Here is a 15,008-nt window from a genome sequence, read left to right as displayed (position 1 = left end):
AACACAATATGGATTACATACTCACAGTACGACGAAAAACCGATGGAGATGTCTAAATCATCCCACTGTTTTTTTGTGCTGTACTACGAACAATACGTAATTCTGCCACTATGAATAAATGATTCAATAGAGGAGGAATTACGTATGGAATCTTATGTAGAACAATTTAAACAACAAGTCATGATGAAGCTTGCAGGACATGATACACAATCTTTACAAGAAACAGCTGAACAACTCGCTTCACAATCTACGACAGATGCTACAATGATTTGGCAAGCATATGAACAAGTGAAAAATGAGTTAGTTGGTTAATTAATCAAATATCAATTTACATTCGTTATACCGTATGATTTCAAAAAATCATACGGTATTTTCTTTGATACGGTGCTAAATCTCCAAAACTATTGATATAACAATTTTTATTAAACTTTTAATAGGTCTTATACTCTCACTCTCTATATAAGGGCTTTTCTCCACGCAAGGGATGGGTAGTATTTTTTGATAAAGACATTCAAAAAATCTCCACCCTCAAGCCCTTGCATTCCGAAATTTTGACGGTTATTTGGACTTCGCCAAGGCGACTTTCAAACACATTTAACCTTCTAGGTCAACTTGGACTTTTCAGCGTAACCGTCAAAAACGCTTCTCAGCTATTCCAGATATAATCCTTAAACGTAAATAAAGATACTCTGTGGGATTTCCGCCCCACACGACGAGCCAATTACTCCTTTCAAACTTGAAGAACGTTAAAAACCCTCTAGATGCTCTTTTTTGTTAATTTAATCTATTTTCCCCTTTTTTAATAAAAAAATGATTTATTTTGAATTTTAATGGTATGATTAGGTTTTAAACTTTTTTAATGAAAGAAGTGTTTCGATTTCTTGTTTTGTAAATATGATTTTACTCATGACGTCGCCTTCTTCCTATAGCTTGAATGTAAAGTATATAAAAAAATACCTGTGATTAAAACACTCTTTTTATCGAGTGTCCTAACTACAGGTACCATACTACAGTATCTTCTTTTTATCCTAAATCTTGAAATTAAGGAGTAAAACATATGAAATTAGAAATTAAATCGTATATTACAATCCCCCCTGAAAAAGAAGAGTTAAATAAAAATCAAGAGTACCCAGGCTACATAGAAATGACCCATTTAGAAGGTTTAGATGTATTTAATTATGAATTTGGACGATCTGGAGGATATCCTGGAGGTAAAGTAGTTTTTTGTGTAGATGGAAAACCCTTGCCTTTTAATACAGAAGTATTTGAATTATATAGGTTTTGGTATAATTTGGTTTTAACTTTATTACCAAAAGATAAATCTATTGAAAAACTCGATCATCTAATATTTTATGCAGACGATTATGTTATGGATAATTTTAAAATTAGAATTTTTTTACACAAACAAAGTATAAATTTCTAATTATCTTTTTATATTTTCTTAAATGCTCGTAAAGCCTTATTCTATGTGCTTTCGAGTATTTTTACTGTAGGAAGATACTTCACGTTTCTTTGCATATTTCCTCATGTCTTAGCTGTCAGAAGTGGTAAATAAGTAGTAAATTCATTTGTACTACTAAGCAACAAGACGCTCCTGTTGCTTCTCTTTATTCAAGCGTTTCATTTCTGCCATTGCAGAATCGAATGTTGCATGTGCGTAATAGTTCAGCGTCATGGCTATATTAGCATGTCCCATAATGTACTGTAATGCCTTTGGATTCATTCCTGCATTTGCATAGTTGGTACAGAATGTATGTCGCAAACTATGTGGAGTGATGTGTGGCAATTTATCCTCGTTATACTTATTGTATTTCTTAACAAGACCTTTCATCATGCCGTTGTAATCACTTGCCACTTTTGGATAGTTCTTTCTATTAAGAAAGAGGAAATCACTATATCCATCAATCTCAACACGCTTATCATTCTTTCGATTCGCTAACACTCGCTTAAATGCTTGATAGGCTTCTTCAACCATAGGAACTTGACGTTCGCCACTTTTGGTCTTTGGTGTTTCAATGTAGTACCCAATTTCAGTATCTCTCAATAGCTGATGGTCTATATTGACAAGACGATTCTCAAAATCTAAATCTGGAAGTGTCAAACCACCAAACTCTGAAATACGAAGACCTGTTTTTAAGAGTATCAGAATTTCATCATAATTTTTGCTGTAGGTTTTATCAGCTTTTGCAAAGGCTAACAGTTTTTCTTCCTGTTCTTCTGTTAGTACGGTCTTAGGGACAGTATCATCATCAAGATAAGAAAGAACAAGTTCAAAACCATCAAAAAAAGACACCTTTTCAGGTGCTTTTTTTATTTTATAAACTCATTCCCTGATCTCGACTTCGTTCTTTTTTTACCTCTCGGTTATGAGTTAGTTCAAATTCGTTCTTTTTAGGTTCTAAATCGTGTTTTTCTTGGAATTGTGCTGTTTTATCCTTTACCTTGTCTACAAACCCCTTAAAAACGTTTTTAAAGGCTTTTAAGCCGTCTGTACGTTCCTTAAGGAATTCCTTAGTGCTTTCATAGATTAAACTCACATCACGCTTTAAATCGCTTATTTTAGACTTTAAAGACTTGTTTTCTTCAAGCAACTCATTATAATCATTTACATTTTCATTAAATCGCTCTACAAGACCACTATATTTTTCTTTAACTTGCCCATGTTCTTTACTTAATTTTTTATATTCTCTCGCCATATCAGTACTCATGAGATTTCTAACATGCTGTTTTAACCTATCGTTATCTCTCGCAGCAGTCACTAAGTTTTTATAATCACGCTCCGATATAACAACATTTTTGGTTGGTTTCTTTTCTGTTTTCATTATTTCTTTTCCCAAACCAAACATGGACTTTTCACCCGTTGGCACTTCAACACTTTTCATGTGTCGTTTCGCTGGTACTTCTAAATCTGATTTAACTTTATCGCTATAAGCAGTCCATTCATCTTTTTTAACTGCTAAATTTTTTTCTAGAAAATCAATCTCTTTTTCCAAAGTTTGTTTTTTAAATTTAGCTGTCTCAATATGTTTACGGTCAGAGCCACGTTCACCACGCTTCAACTCAAAACCCTGTTTTTTCATATGCTCGGGGAATTTATCTTGTAGCCATAACAGTTCTTGACGATTAAACACATTTTTTCCTTGCAGTTTTCCATCACGCATAGGCACAACACCTAAATGCATGTGAGGGGTTTGCTCATCATTATGAACTGTTGCATAAGCAATATTTTGCTTGCCATATCGTTCGGAAAATAATTTATAACTTTCCTCAAAAAATCGTTTTTGTTCTCCTGGATCCAGTTGCTCAAAAAAATCTCGGTCAGATGTTACTAGCAACTCATTTACAAGAACAGCATCTTTCCTCGTTTTTCTTGTACCTGTTTTTTGTGATTCAATAATTTCTTTGACACGTTCGTTGTAATCAATATTTTTATCATTTTTCAAATCATAATTTTCACGTGTTCGCTCATGGTCAATATCATCATTCGTTCTACTTTTTCGCTCTCTTTGATTATGAAATTGCATGCCTTTTAGTCCAGCTGATTTCACTTTTTGCATTCTACAAACTGCATAACTCATATGTAAATCGCTCCTTTTTAGGTGGCACAAATGTGAGGCATTTTCGCTCTTTCCGGCAACCACTTCCAAGTAAAGTATAACACATTATACTTTATATTCATAAAGTGTGTGCTCTGCGAGGCTGTCGGCAGTGCCGACCAAAACCATAAAACCTTTAAGACCTTTCTTTTTTTTACGAGAAAAAAGAAACAAAAAAACCTGCCCTCTGCCACCTCAGCAAAGGGGGGTTTTGCTCTCGTGCTCGTTTAAAAATCAGCAAGGGACAGGTAGTATTTTTTGAGAAGATCACTCAAAAAATCTCCACCTTTAAACCCTTGCCAATTTTTATTTTGTCCGTTTTGTCTAGCTTACCGAAAGCCAGACTCAGCAAGAATAAAATTTTTATTGTCTTTCGGTTTTCTAGTGTAACGGACAAAACCACTCAAAATAAAAAAGATACAAGAGAGGTCTCTCGTATCTTTTATTCAGCAATCGCGCCCTTTAATGGAACAAAAAGATTTGAATTCCTGTTATAAAAAAAGGATCAATTTTGAACTCTCTCCCAAAGTTGATCCCTTAACGATTTAGAAATCCCTTTGAGAATGTTTATATACATTCAAGGTGATCAGCCAACTAGTGACAACGACTCCTGTAAAAAGGAATAGCATATTACTATACAAGTAAGTGGATTGATCAAGGTCCATAGGTAGCAACTTCTGATTCAGCAAGCGTACAGATAATAAACCACCAACAATTGCAATACCTGTTCCCTCTGATAAAAAGCTGGTAAAATTAAGCAAACTCATTCCGGCACCAGCTTCCTTTTGTTTCAAACTACTTGAAACAATTGTAGATATAACTGTTTTGGTGAATGACAGCCCACCAAAAACAAAAACTAATATAATTGTCAGTAACCATGGTGTTACTTCTAAAAAAAAGGCAGCAATTAAAAAGCTAACGGAAAGAAATGTAACTCCAATGGTTAACACGTACAATGGACCTTTTCTATCAACAAGTAATCCACCAATGTAACCGAAGATAATAACGCTCATTGTTCCAGGGAAAATAATCACACTGCCAATTGCAGCAGTGCTTAGTTGATGTACATCTTTCATCATGTAAGGAACCATAGAGATAAACCCTGCTACTGTTCCAAATATAATTCCCCCACAAAGAACTCCAATCATAAAAGGTATATTTTTCCCTAATCCGGGATCAACAAAAGGATCTGTTACTTTCCTGATATGTTTTACAAATATCAGGAATGACAGCACGCTAACGATAAGAAAAGAAATGCTATATGATGTTGTAAACAACATAAAAAATACAATGCCTACAGACATTAGTATAATTCCTTTGATATCAAAATGACCTTTTATCCTTACTTCTTTCTTTAATAATTTCATAAGAAACGGAACAGTGATAATTGTTATCATAGGAATGAGTAGAAGATAGGACCAATGAATATAATGGGCTATCATTCCACCAATCGCTGGACCGACTCCTTCTCCCATGGCTACTATCGATCCAATAAGACCAAATGCTTTACCCCTATTTTCCTTTGGAATATAGCGCGCAACTACAACCATTACGAGTGCTGGAAATGCAGCTGCACCAGCCCCTTGAATAAAACGAGCCATAATAAGTAAGGAAAAGAAAGAATGGCCAACAAACCCAATTACCGACCCGAAACAATTTATTATAATTCCAAATAGGAGTAACCTTTTGATGCCTAATTGATCAGATAGCTTTCCATATACAGCTGTTCCAATGGAAAAGGTTAACATAAAGGCTGTGTTCACCCAGTTTGTACTCGCAGGTGGTTTATTAAAATCATTTGCAATATCAGGTAATGAGACGTTCAAAACCATTTCATTTAATACGCTAAAAAAAGATAGAACGCAAAGCCAAATTAAAATTTGGTTGTGTCGTAAATTTGATTGTGAATAAGACGTATTCACATTTCGCCCTCCAATAATGAGGGTAAACGCAGTTTATAGGGCTAATGATACGTTTCCCTCTTTTAATTGAACCCTGTTACATTCATTTCACTTCATAATTAATTCCTCCTTTACACTTTAATTCAAATCTTTATTAAAAAATATTTCATCTCGTTTCGTTTAACAAGAAGCCACATTTATATAACAATATAAAATGTGCTAAGTTATTTTATTGAACATATATCGTACTTTATCTATCCGACTATTTGGACGACGGGGCTGGCAAACAGGTTCGCCAGTGGTAACCTGATATCCTTTTAACTCTGTTAAACAAACGCTACGTCCATTTGTAAAGAAAGTTAAATCATTACGATATTCTTGAATACACCGAGCAGGAATTTCTCCACTAAGAATGACCTCATTATTTTTCAGTTGAGTGTCTACGATGTTCGCACAATATTTAGGAGCATCGTCATATGCTCGTGAAAGATATTCTTGTGGTGCATAAATTTTAAAACTAAGATATGGCTCTAACAATTCTGTTCCAGCTTTTTTTAAAACTTGTTCCAATACAATAGGAGCAAGCATCCGAAAATCTGCTGGGGTACTAACAGGGCTATAGTATAAGCCATACTTAAAACAGATTTTACAGTCCGTCACATTCCAACCATACAATCCTTGTTCACAGCCATAGCGTATCCCCTCCATAACTGCATTTTGAAATGATTGATTTAAGTATCCAAGAGAAACCGAGCTCTCATACTGCATTCCACTTCCCAACGGAAGCGGTGATACAGATAAACCAATGGAAGCCCAGAAAGGATTTGGCGGCACTTCGATGTGAATGGTATATTCTGCATTTTTTAACGGTCTCTCCATATAAATGACTGTAGGCTCTTTTAGTTCTATCTCCACATGATACTTTTCTTGCAACAGTGCACTAATCACTTCCATTTGTACTTTCCCTAAGAAAGAAAGTATAATTTCATGTGTCGTAGAATCCACGTAATATCGTAGAAGCGGATCACTATCTGAGATTTCCAAAAGGGCATCAAGCAACATTTCTCTCTGTTCAGGTTTACTCGGTTCAACAGTTGTTTGTAGTAGAGGGTGCGGATTTTCAATCTTTTTTCTCTGTGGCAATAGTTTTGTATCTCCAAGAACACTATTTAACTTCAAAAACTCATTTTGCAAAATAACAATTTCTCCAGAATAAGCTCTATCAATCTTACATAATTCACCATTTATTGAAGTATACATTTCTGTAACTTTTATTTTTTCTTTTTCTGATACTCTAACCGAATCTCGTAAATGTAGTACTCCACTATAAAGGCGTATATATGCAAGACGTTGTCTTTTTTTTGTATATTCAATTTTGAAAACATTTCCGCAAAGTTCAGACGGACCTCGATGTGTTGATGAATAAAATTTATTAGTAATAACTTCTATAAGGTTATCAATCCCTATATTACTTTTTGCACTTCCATGATAAAGAGGGAACAGAGAACAATTCTGAAATCTTATGCTTTCCTCTTGTTCGAGTTCCAATGCTTCTAATGATTTACCGGACATATATTTCTCTAAAAGGTCATCGTTTCCCTCTATTACCGTATCCCATTGTTCAGATTCGGTAAAGTTCGTCACACACATATTAGGATACAGTTCTACCTTCTGTTTGATTACAATTTCGGCAGAAAGTTTCTCTTTAATATCCTGATAAACCGTTGATAAATCAATTCCATTTTGGTCAATCTTATTGATAAAAAAGATTGTGGGAATCCCCATTTTCCTAAGTGCATGAAATAATATACGAGTTTGTGCTTGTACGCCATCTTTTGCAGAAATCAGTAGAATTGCCCCATCTAAAACTGATAATGAACGATATACTTCTGCTAAGAAATCCATATGTCCTGGCGTGTCTATGATGTTCACCTTCGTATTTTCCCACTGAAAAGAGGTTATTCCTGTCTGAATTGTAATTCCTCTCTGACGTTCTAAAAGCGTATTATCCGTCCTCGTTGTACCTTTGTCCACGCTTCCTAATTCTGTAATCGCTCCACTGTTATATAATAAGCTTTCTGTTAAGGTAGTTTTTCCCGCATCAACATGAGCTAAAACTCCAATATTAATAATTTTCATGTGATTTTCCTCCATTCAAAAGCCCAAAAGGGCATAAAAATCCCAGTGATAAATACTCTTATCACTGGGATTTTTATGCATAACCATAGGCATACAAAGCATACAGATATTCTCCGGATACTTTAGAATCACATGATAAAGGTATTCTTAAACTGGGTACAAAAAACTAAGCCCTCCTAAAAAAGGACATCCAATTATTTGTTCCCACTATCAAATTGACAGTTTATTTAAGAATACCTTGCCGCATATTTATTAACTCCTTTTAAATAGATACTTAAATAATAGCACGTAAGAGCATATTTGTAAAGGAATCTCCAATTTTTTATCAAAGAGAGTACGTGATTACAAAATAGCTGTAATAATGTACCAATATTTGTTATTCTATAATCTTCCAATTACTCCCGTTCTTTTCAAGTACCAAATCAAATTGAGATACCTGCGTTGCTTTGGTCTGCTGGTCGATATACTCCACTGTCAGCGATACCGTGACTTGATTATCCTTACGATTGTGAATAGGATTTACCAGTTCTTGAAAGATGTACTCTTTTCCGATTGGTTTTAATATCCCGTCATTCACATAGTAGGAAAGTTCACTGGCTGTCGCTGTAGGATAGAGCTTGAAGAACGTCGTTAAAAACTCATTGATTTCATTGGTTGTAATGGAATCAACCGTCCCCTCACTTTCAATGGCTTTTGGTTTATAACTTGATTTCTTAGGTATGTTGGTAATGGTCGGATTCTTAACCAGTACCATATTTCCAGAACCATCTACATAGACACTCACTATATAAGCAGAGTGGACGGTCTTTGTATTTTCTCCCTCTGTAATGAGCTGGTCTACACTGTAGGTTACATTAAACTCATTGTCGCCAGTTGGCTCTACCGTCCATATCTGAAATCCTCTTACAGAAGACGATACAGGAATATCTTTGCGTACTGTATCAACATTGAGAGCTTGAAGTTCATCTGTCAGATAGCCTTTTAGACTTTCCATTCGATTATCAATGGACTTATCGGATTGCTCCCATGAATAGTAGACTTTCGCAAAGTTCTCTACAAAATTTTCTACATGATGAGTATCAACGTATTCCTTTTCTATGATAGTTGTTTCGTGAATAGTATGAGTATCTATAGCTGTAAAGTGCTTGAATATCGCAAAGCTGAAACTAAGCCCTAAAAGTACCCACAAGGCAATCACAACCTTTTTATGAGGATTGACCTTATAGACACGAGGTTTCTTTTCCTTTGGTATCTGTTTTTCTTTATTCTGATTTTTTCTAAATTTCATCATTAAATCTTCCTTTCTCATTGTTTGATTCGTCCTGCTCCCACTAAATGCTGTTGCCAGTAGGGGCTTGTTAAGTCGGCATAACCGATTGGGTCGCCTGCATGAAACATACGGTTATTGCCAAGGTATATCCCAACATGAGTAATATAAGAGCCAGCGTTATAGGTAGAATGAAAGAAAACCAAATCGCCAGCTTGTGCTTCCGATAGTGGGATATGCTGGGTCACATCATATTGCTGTTGTGCGGTTCGTGGTAAGTTAATTCCAGCTTTTCCATACGTCCATTGTGTCAGTCCGCTACAATCAAAAGAAGTAGTCGGGGAAGCTCCACCGTAAACGTATCGCCAGCCCTCATATTTCAGTGCTTCGTCCATGATGGCTTGTACCGTATCATCATCAAACTCTGTTGTGACAAGATACTGCGTTACCAGTTGCACATAAAACATATTGCCATAGTTGTATCGCCAGCCCCCATTGATAGGTATGGCTATGGGATTGGGGTAAGACACTTTTTCGCCACCTGAATACTCTTTTGAGAAACTTTGAGCCAGTTCAAAGGTATATTTATTTCCACGATTAGCCACATACCCTAAGAAACCACCACCATAATTGTAGGACTGGATAACCGATTCTAAATCTACACTGAGCCTTTCGCTACTGGCTAATAATTCACTGAAATACTTCACACCTTGCTTAATGGATTCTTCTGTACTCAATGAATTAGGTGGAAGACCGAGGGATTCCGAGGACTGCATAACATCTTCCGCAGTACCGCCCGATTCCACCTGTATAATCGCAAGAAGTATGTTGACATATTCTTCAACGCCATATTCTTTGGCATATTTTTCTACCATAGGCTTATGAGCCAGCACTTCTGCGGAAACATTCACACCTCCATAATGAATATTGGAAATTCCGCTGTCCTGTTCATCTGAAAATAAAATGGCAACAAACAGAAGCAGTGAGAAGACCATCAAGAATAATCCAGAACCACCAATCACTAAAGTTTTCAACTTCATGGTTTCTTACCGACTTTCTTAATGGTGGCGGTTTTGATTGGTGGTCTACTTCTTGTATTTTGTAGTGGTACTCTTTGAACAGTAGACGGACGTTCTTTTGTGATTGGACGTTGTGAAGTTCTATCTGCTGTAGTGGTTGAAGTTGCTGGCTTTTGAACGGTTTTTTCTTGAACGGTATTGCCTTGGCGTTCCACTTTTGGACTTGAAAAATCGGACTTAACTGCTGGACGCTCTTGTTTGGCTTGTTGAGATTCCTTATATGAAGTCTGAATATTAGACTGTTTTGAGGTCTGTTCATCATGATATTGTTCTTGTCTTGTAGTCGGTCTTTCATGAACAGAAGAAGCAGGCTGTTTTTTCTGTTTGACCTGTTCCATTTCAGAGCGACGCTTCGCAATGGTTTTTCGCCTTTGTTCCTGCTGTTCCTTGCGTCCACTGGCTCTGTCCGCTTTGGTTTGAGAAATACTACTGGTTAAATCACGGACATTCTCTTTTACTTTGGATTTTCCTTGATATACTGCATATCTTGCATTGGTCGGCAAATCTTTAACCTGTTCTTTCAAACCACTAGCAGTGTCTACCATTCTGTCTTTGGTATCAGCTACTGTACCGATGGTTTGACCGATACGTTTTCCAAGTGTTGATTTTTCCTTTCCGTCTGGTCGGGAGTGATCTGCTTGTGTCCTTGCAGAACTCCCCGAACCCGACTGTCCTTTTTTACCTGTAACAATGGCAGACCCAGCCCCTAGAGTAGTCATGGAACGTCCAAGTTTCCGCTGTAGACGGTGCATGTGAGCGTGCATAAGCATACGAGGTTTTCTCATCACACGACTTCCCACACTTTGAGAATCGTTACTCTGTAGAGAAAACATACTCATTAAATCGCCCAGCTTGAAGTAGATTCCTGCAAAGGTCGCAATCTGTAGAAAAGCAATCAAAAAGAACGGATAACCAGCCGATAAGGTATAGAGCATGGTTGAAATACTAAATGCTGTCGTAATAATCAATGTGATTCCAGCTCGTGTCAAAATGGTATTAAAGAGCTTTGTTATGGCTCGTTTTGACATACCATCAAATGATGGAATCATGCTTAAAATAAAGCTCACAGGCAGAAACATAGCATAGATGATAAAAAGTACCTGCGAGAAAATCATGATTCCTGTTAATAGGAATACAAATATGGAAATCCCAATATTGAAGACAAATAGGAAGAAGACTGTACCTAAACGGTTAATGGTCTTTGTAATGGTTAGATTGGTATTGCTTCTGTCTTCAATTTCTTCCGCAACAATTTTTTCTCTGTCTTCGCCATTGTTGGAATCTGGGCTGGTGGAGAGCAGGCTTTCCACACGGTCAATACCGATACTTTCAATGTCTGAACTGTTGTATTGAAGCAGTAGCCACGGTTGCTGAACCTGTATGGAAAACAGGCTATCTCTGATTAAGTCCACGCTGTCCTTGCCTTGACTATCGGAATGGGGCATGACAATCTTCGTGCCAAGTGATAAACTGGCATTACTGATGTCTGATGAAAAGTCATTGATTTTTTTAATGTAGTCGGGAGCGTAGGCAATAAAGGAAGCCGATAGGATAAACACCAGCACAAAATTCATAATGGCATGAATTGCCTTTGTGGTTTCTCTCTTTATCAGTCCCGTATAGGCAACATAAACCCCAAGAACCAAAATCAAGAGTAAGAGGAATCCAACATAGAAACCCTCTGTTGAAAATCCGTTTGCACTCACACCAGCTAAGGTCTGCATATTCTTACCAATGGAATCTGCTGTAGCGGAAATGAAGTCTAAGGAATAGGCTTCCTGTACTAAGTAACCTGTCGCATTGGAAACATACAAACTGATTGTCCAAATAAAATTGGTAATGGCATATAGTCCATACATGACCTGTTTTCCAATCCCGTCCGACCAGTTCCACGGAAGCCAGCCCCAGCTATTATCCACATAAAAATCCAGTTGATAGTTTTCAAGTGGGTATCGGCTGTATTCATTTGCCACATTGACCGTATCATCTACCAAGCCCGCAGCTTGAACCACCGTTCCCAGCATGGCTAAAAGAAAAATGGCAATCACAAGTGTGAAAGCCACTGTCATTGCCACTTTACCTAGACGTTTCAGCGTCCAGTTTGATTTTATTCTGTTTACTATTGATGGTTTCACATTTACACCTCTTTTCGCACAGGTGGTCTGGTATCAAAGGCATGGAGCAGTTCTTCAAATACAGGGTGGAACTGTATCACACCGACACGACCATATAAATCACTGATAAGGCATTGCCCGTTTTCCAAATCACGCAATCGCTTCTGATTGTTTTCGTCCTCTGGGTCTACACCAAAAAAGGCTAAGGTCTTTTTAATCTCGTTAAGGTCAGTGGAACGAAATGCAAATTTTAAGCCGAGGTTATTTTTCAGTTTTTCATCTAAGAGGTCGTCTGTATTTTGGGTCACGAAATATACCCCAGCGTTCATAGCACGACCAGCCCGAACCAGCTTCATAGATAGTGTTTTTCCTTGTGCTACCTGTAAAAAGCTCCATGCTTCGTCTAAATCTACAATCTTGAAAATGCTTCGGTCTGTATGGATAAAGTCTAAAGCAAAGGTACTAATGACAATCAGCATAGCAACGGATAAAAGCTCCATAGTGGTATATTCCTCAAAGGAAGTTTCCTTGTCGGGAAGTACCAAGTCCGCAACCTGTATAATGTTCAGTTGTTTTTCTAAGCTGATAGACTGCTCCACATAACCATTACTGAATAATAAATGTGCAAAGTCATAGTCTGTAAAACTTTCGATATGGTCGGCTATACTGGTACTTAGTGGCGTATTCTCAACCCGTAATTCCTCAATCACTTTCATCAACCCTCGTACTTCACTATTGGTTACTGCACGAATGGCTTTTCTAAGGATTGGGAAGCGTTCCCCATCACGAGAGGAAATCCCCGTAAGGAATGTCAGAATATCAATAGCCAGTGATTCAGAATCTTTGGGATTTTTCATAATCACATAAGGGTCAAGTAAGCCTTTGTTTTTCTCATCAGAAGTCAGAGTGACGATATTGATTTCATGGGAAATCTCTGGCAAGGTTTCTTTCCATCTGCCACGTTCTGCTTTTGGGTCTACAATCACTGCTTGTGCCCCATAAAGCACCGCATAATAGACGATAAGGTTATTCGCAAAGGATTTACCACCACCCAGCGAACCAACAAAAGCCGACGCTAACGCATTGGTTACTGAACCCTTAACCCCTTGACTGGCAAGAGCAGGTTTCAGATAGACATTGCGTCCAGTATCTAAGCTGTAGCCAACATAAATCCCCTCATTTTCCCCCAGCATTTGAGTAGCACCAAAACCTAAACCAGCGAGGAAATCAGAGGTCACGTATTGAATATAATCATTCATATAACGCTTGCTGGCAGGTAAAAATTCTTCATGTAAGCCGAGCATATCCCCAAATGGTCGTACCAGTTTTACGCTTAAATCGTCATAAAAATCTTTCACTTCATTACAACGACGTTTGAGTTCGTCAAGATCATTTGCTGATACCCTTACCACATAAGACAGCTTGTACATAGATTCCTTGCTTTGGTCTAAATTGGTTTCCAGCTCATTCACACTTTCCAGAGCTTCCGCCACATTGGAGCTGGTTTCATTATCACTTTGCCAAGCGTGGTTATCCAAGTCTTTCAGTTCTTTCTTTTTATTGCGGACAGTAGATAGGGCTTTACGATTCGCTACAATTTCCACATTCATTGACGTATCAATCGGGAATGTAAATTGCTGTTGCTGGTAGTAGAAGATTTCAGAGGACGGGAAGTCCAGTTCTCCGACAATGCTGTTAATGGTAAAGTAAGCTACATAGACGGTTTCATCTTCCTGCTGGATTTTCAAATATCGCTGTTTTTCTTCCACCAAACAGCGAGTAGGCTTAATCAAGTCATAGTATTTAATCAGCGTTTCATTATCCAGCTTTTTCTTTGATAGATGGTACTCATACTCTTCATAGGCAGTGCCTGTCTGTCCGTAAAGGTGTTCAATCAGATAGCCGAAGTCGTCCTTATCTAACCTGCGGATTTTGAAACGACGAGAGATTTTATTTTCTAAGAGCTTTTCCATCTTCTGAAAACGCAGGATTTCATCATTACTCATACTAACAAAATCGCCCATCAGCTTATGGTTCACATCATAGACAAAATCAGACAAAGCATTTTTTGCTTCAACGGTAAGACTTTTCATAGAAAACTCCTGATCGTTGAGAAGCAACTTAAAGCCGATAAAGAAACGGTAATCCACTTGATTTTCGCCAATCATGGATATTAAAGCGTCTGTCTGTTGGTCGATTTTGTCATAGGCAATCGCTTTGAGCTTGCCAGTGACTTCATTTTTAGAACGCTCTTGTGCTGAACGTATGCTGGATTCTGTACTGATTTGTAAGGCATGAATCTTGCCATCACGATTTTGTGCGATAAGCTGTCTGAAAGAATCATGCACTTGTATTTTCTGTTCTGGACTTAGAAATGAGTAATTGTAAGGAACAAGCTCATAATAGGCGTAACATTCGCCATCTTTATTCCAGACCAGATTATTTTCAATGTATTTAATTGGATATGCCATAAAATTCACTCCTAACTGCTGTAATGGCTTCTTGTGGCTGATTTCTGCCAAGGGTTACTTTTTTCCCTGCATAGGTCAGCTTTGGTCGCAGTGCATAAGCAATGACAGACTTTAAAAATCCATAAGGCTTTTTACCATCAAAGGTTTTTGTAGACATAAACCATGTGAAAGCGACAGGAATCCCAAAGTATTTGAGAAATGCTCCCTCAATCATGGAAAGAGGTGGCACGTTGCCAAGTATCATAACCGCAAACAGTGACACGACAAACCACGTCATTTGCGTAAAGGTTATGGGAAACGGAAGTCTAAAATCGTTTATGGAGTACAGCACTTTCTCAACAGACCAAATACTGGTATAGCTTCGTATTTTCTTCATAGAATCAATCCTTTCATAAAAATAGGGATAGCTGTTTAAGCTACCCCGCAAACAAGAAACTCTGC

General features: G+C 37.5%; 11 protein-coding genes and 2 pseudogenes. 2 read left to right on the top strand and 11 right to left on the bottom strand.

Features of this window, described 5'->3' with window-relative positions; all coding sequences use genetic code 11:
- Positions 1 to 144: 144 nt before the first annotated feature.
- Positions 145 to 312: a hypothetical protein gene (locus tag QN089_RS14190; RefSeq protein WP_170214782.1), complete on the top strand. Its 168-nt coding sequence runs from the start codon at positions 145 to 147 to the stop codon at positions 310 to 312.
- 745 nt (positions 313 to 1,057) lie between these two features.
- Entirely contained in the window at positions 1,058 to 1,423 is a 366-nt protein-coding gene (locus QN089_RS14185; protein ID WP_285215570.1) for a hypothetical protein, read from the top strand.
- 153 nt (positions 1,424 to 1,576) lie between these two features.
- Here QN089_RS14185 and QN089_RS14180 read toward each other — a convergent pair.
- The 11 genes and pseudogenes from QN089_RS14180 to QN089_RS14135 form a co-directional block, all read right to left on the bottom strand.
- A pseudogene (locus tag QN089_RS14180) lies at positions 1,577 to 2,254 on the bottom strand (site-specific integrase); the annotation flags it as partial.
- Between the two features lie 61 nt (positions 2,255 to 2,315).
- On the bottom strand, positions 2,316 to 3,578 hold the full coding sequence (gene mobV, locus QN089_RS14175; RefSeq protein WP_000119405.1) for a MobV family relaxase: 1,263 nt from the start codon (positions 3,576 to 3,578) through the stop codon (positions 2,316 to 2,318).
- Between the two features lie 563 nt (positions 3,579 to 4,141).
- Positions 4,142 to 5,518, bottom strand: a complete 1,377-nt coding sequence (tet(L), locus tag QN089_RS14170) for a tetracycline efflux MFS transporter Tet(L) (protein WP_285215569.1) — start codon at positions 5,516 to 5,518, stop codon at positions 4,142 to 4,144.
- 33 nt (positions 5,519 to 5,551) lie between these two features.
- Positions 5,552 to 5,614, bottom strand: a pseudogene (locus QN089_RS16040) (tetracycline resistance efflux system leader peptide).
- A gap of 102 nt (positions 5,615 to 5,716) precedes the next feature.
- Positions 5,717 to 7,636, bottom strand: coding sequence for a tetracycline resistance ribosomal protection protein Tet(M) (tet(M), locus tag QN089_RS14165; protein WP_285215568.1), 1,920 nt, complete (start codon positions 7,634 to 7,636; stop codon positions 5,717 to 5,719).
- Between the two features lie 15 nt (positions 7,637 to 7,651).
- On the bottom strand, positions 7,652 to 7,729 hold the full coding sequence (locus QN089_RS14160; RefSeq protein WP_078372222.1) for a tetracycline resistance determinant leader peptide: 78 nt from the start codon (positions 7,727 to 7,729) through the stop codon (positions 7,652 to 7,654).
- Positions 7,730 to 8,012: 283 nt separating this feature from the next.
- Positions 8,013 to 8,945 (bottom strand): conjugal transfer protein, encoded by a 933-nt coding sequence (locus QN089_RS14155; RefSeq protein WP_001224318.1) that lies wholly within the window; start codon positions 8,943 to 8,945, stop codon positions 8,013 to 8,015.
- The gene (locus QN089_RS14150; protein WP_000769868.1) at positions 8,942 to 9,943 is read right to left on the bottom strand and encodes a bifunctional lytic transglycosylase/C40 family peptidase; all 1,002 of its coding nucleotides are present in this window, start codon (positions 9,941 to 9,943) and stop codon (positions 8,942 to 8,944) included. Before QN089_RS14150 ends, QN089_RS14155 begins: the two co-directional genes overlap by 4 nt.
- Positions 9,940 to 12,117 (bottom strand): CD3337/EF1877 family mobilome membrane protein, encoded by a 2,178-nt coding sequence (locus tag QN089_RS14145; RefSeq protein WP_285215567.1) that lies wholly within the window; start codon positions 12,115 to 12,117, stop codon positions 9,940 to 9,942. Before QN089_RS14145 ends, QN089_RS14150 begins: the two co-directional genes overlap by 4 nt.
- A gap of 2 nt (positions 12,118 to 12,119) precedes the next feature.
- The gene (gene tcpF / locus QN089_RS14140) at positions 12,120 to 14,567 is read right to left on the bottom strand and encodes a conjugal transfer ATPase TcpF (RefSeq protein WP_285215566.1); all 2,448 of its coding nucleotides are present in this window, start codon (positions 14,565 to 14,567) and stop codon (positions 12,120 to 12,122) included.
- Complete coding sequence (locus QN089_RS14135; RefSeq protein WP_002324554.1) at positions 14,551 to 14,943, bottom strand: conjugal transfer protein; 393 nt, start codon at positions 14,941 to 14,943, stop codon at positions 14,551 to 14,553. The genes tcpF and QN089_RS14135 overlap by 17 nt, the downstream gene beginning before the upstream one ends.
- Positions 14,944 to 15,008: the final 65 nt, after the last annotated feature.

Source organism: Kurthia sp. YJT4, from assembly GCF_030219945.1.
In the GTDB taxonomy this organism is placed as follows: domain Bacteria; phylum Bacillota; class Bacilli; order Bacillales_A; family Planococcaceae; genus Kurthia; species Kurthia gibsonii.
The sequence above is the reverse complement of the archived record's forward strand: the minus strand, read 5'-3'. Positions and strand labels throughout refer to the sequence as shown.

What these genes read in the sequence shown, in the direction of transcription:
- tcpF (WP_285215566.1), bottom strand. Translation starts at nt 14,567, where the DNA reads ATGGCATATCCAATTAAATACATTGAAAATAATCTGGTCTGGAATAAA.
- QN089_RS14190 (WP_170214782.1), top strand. Translation starts at nt 145, where the DNA reads ATGGAATCTTATGTAGAACAATTTAAACAACAAGTCATGATGAAGCTT.
- QN089_RS14155 (WP_001224318.1), bottom strand. Translation starts at nt 8,945, where the DNA reads ATGAGAAAGGAAGATTTAATGATGAAATTTAGAAAAAATCAGAATAAA.
- mobV (WP_000119405.1), bottom strand. Translation starts at nt 3,578, where the DNA reads ATGAGTTATGCAGTTTGTAGAATGCAAAAAGTGAAATCAGCTGGACTA.
- QN089_RS14150 (WP_000769868.1), bottom strand. Translation starts at nt 9,943, where the DNA reads ATGAAGTTGAAAACTTTAGTGATTGGTGGTTCTGGATTATTCTTGATG.
- QN089_RS14185 (WP_285215570.1), top strand. Translation starts at nt 1,058, where the DNA reads ATGAAATTAGAAATTAAATCGTATATTACAATCCCCCCTGAAAAAGAA.
- QN089_RS14135 (WP_002324554.1), bottom strand. Translation starts at nt 14,943, where the DNA reads ATGAAGAAAATACGAAGCTATACCAGTATTTGGTCTGTTGAGAAAGTG.
- QN089_RS14160 (WP_078372222.1), bottom strand. Translation starts at nt 7,729, where the DNA reads ATGCCTATGGTTATGCATAAAAATCCCAGTGATAAGAGTATTTATCAC.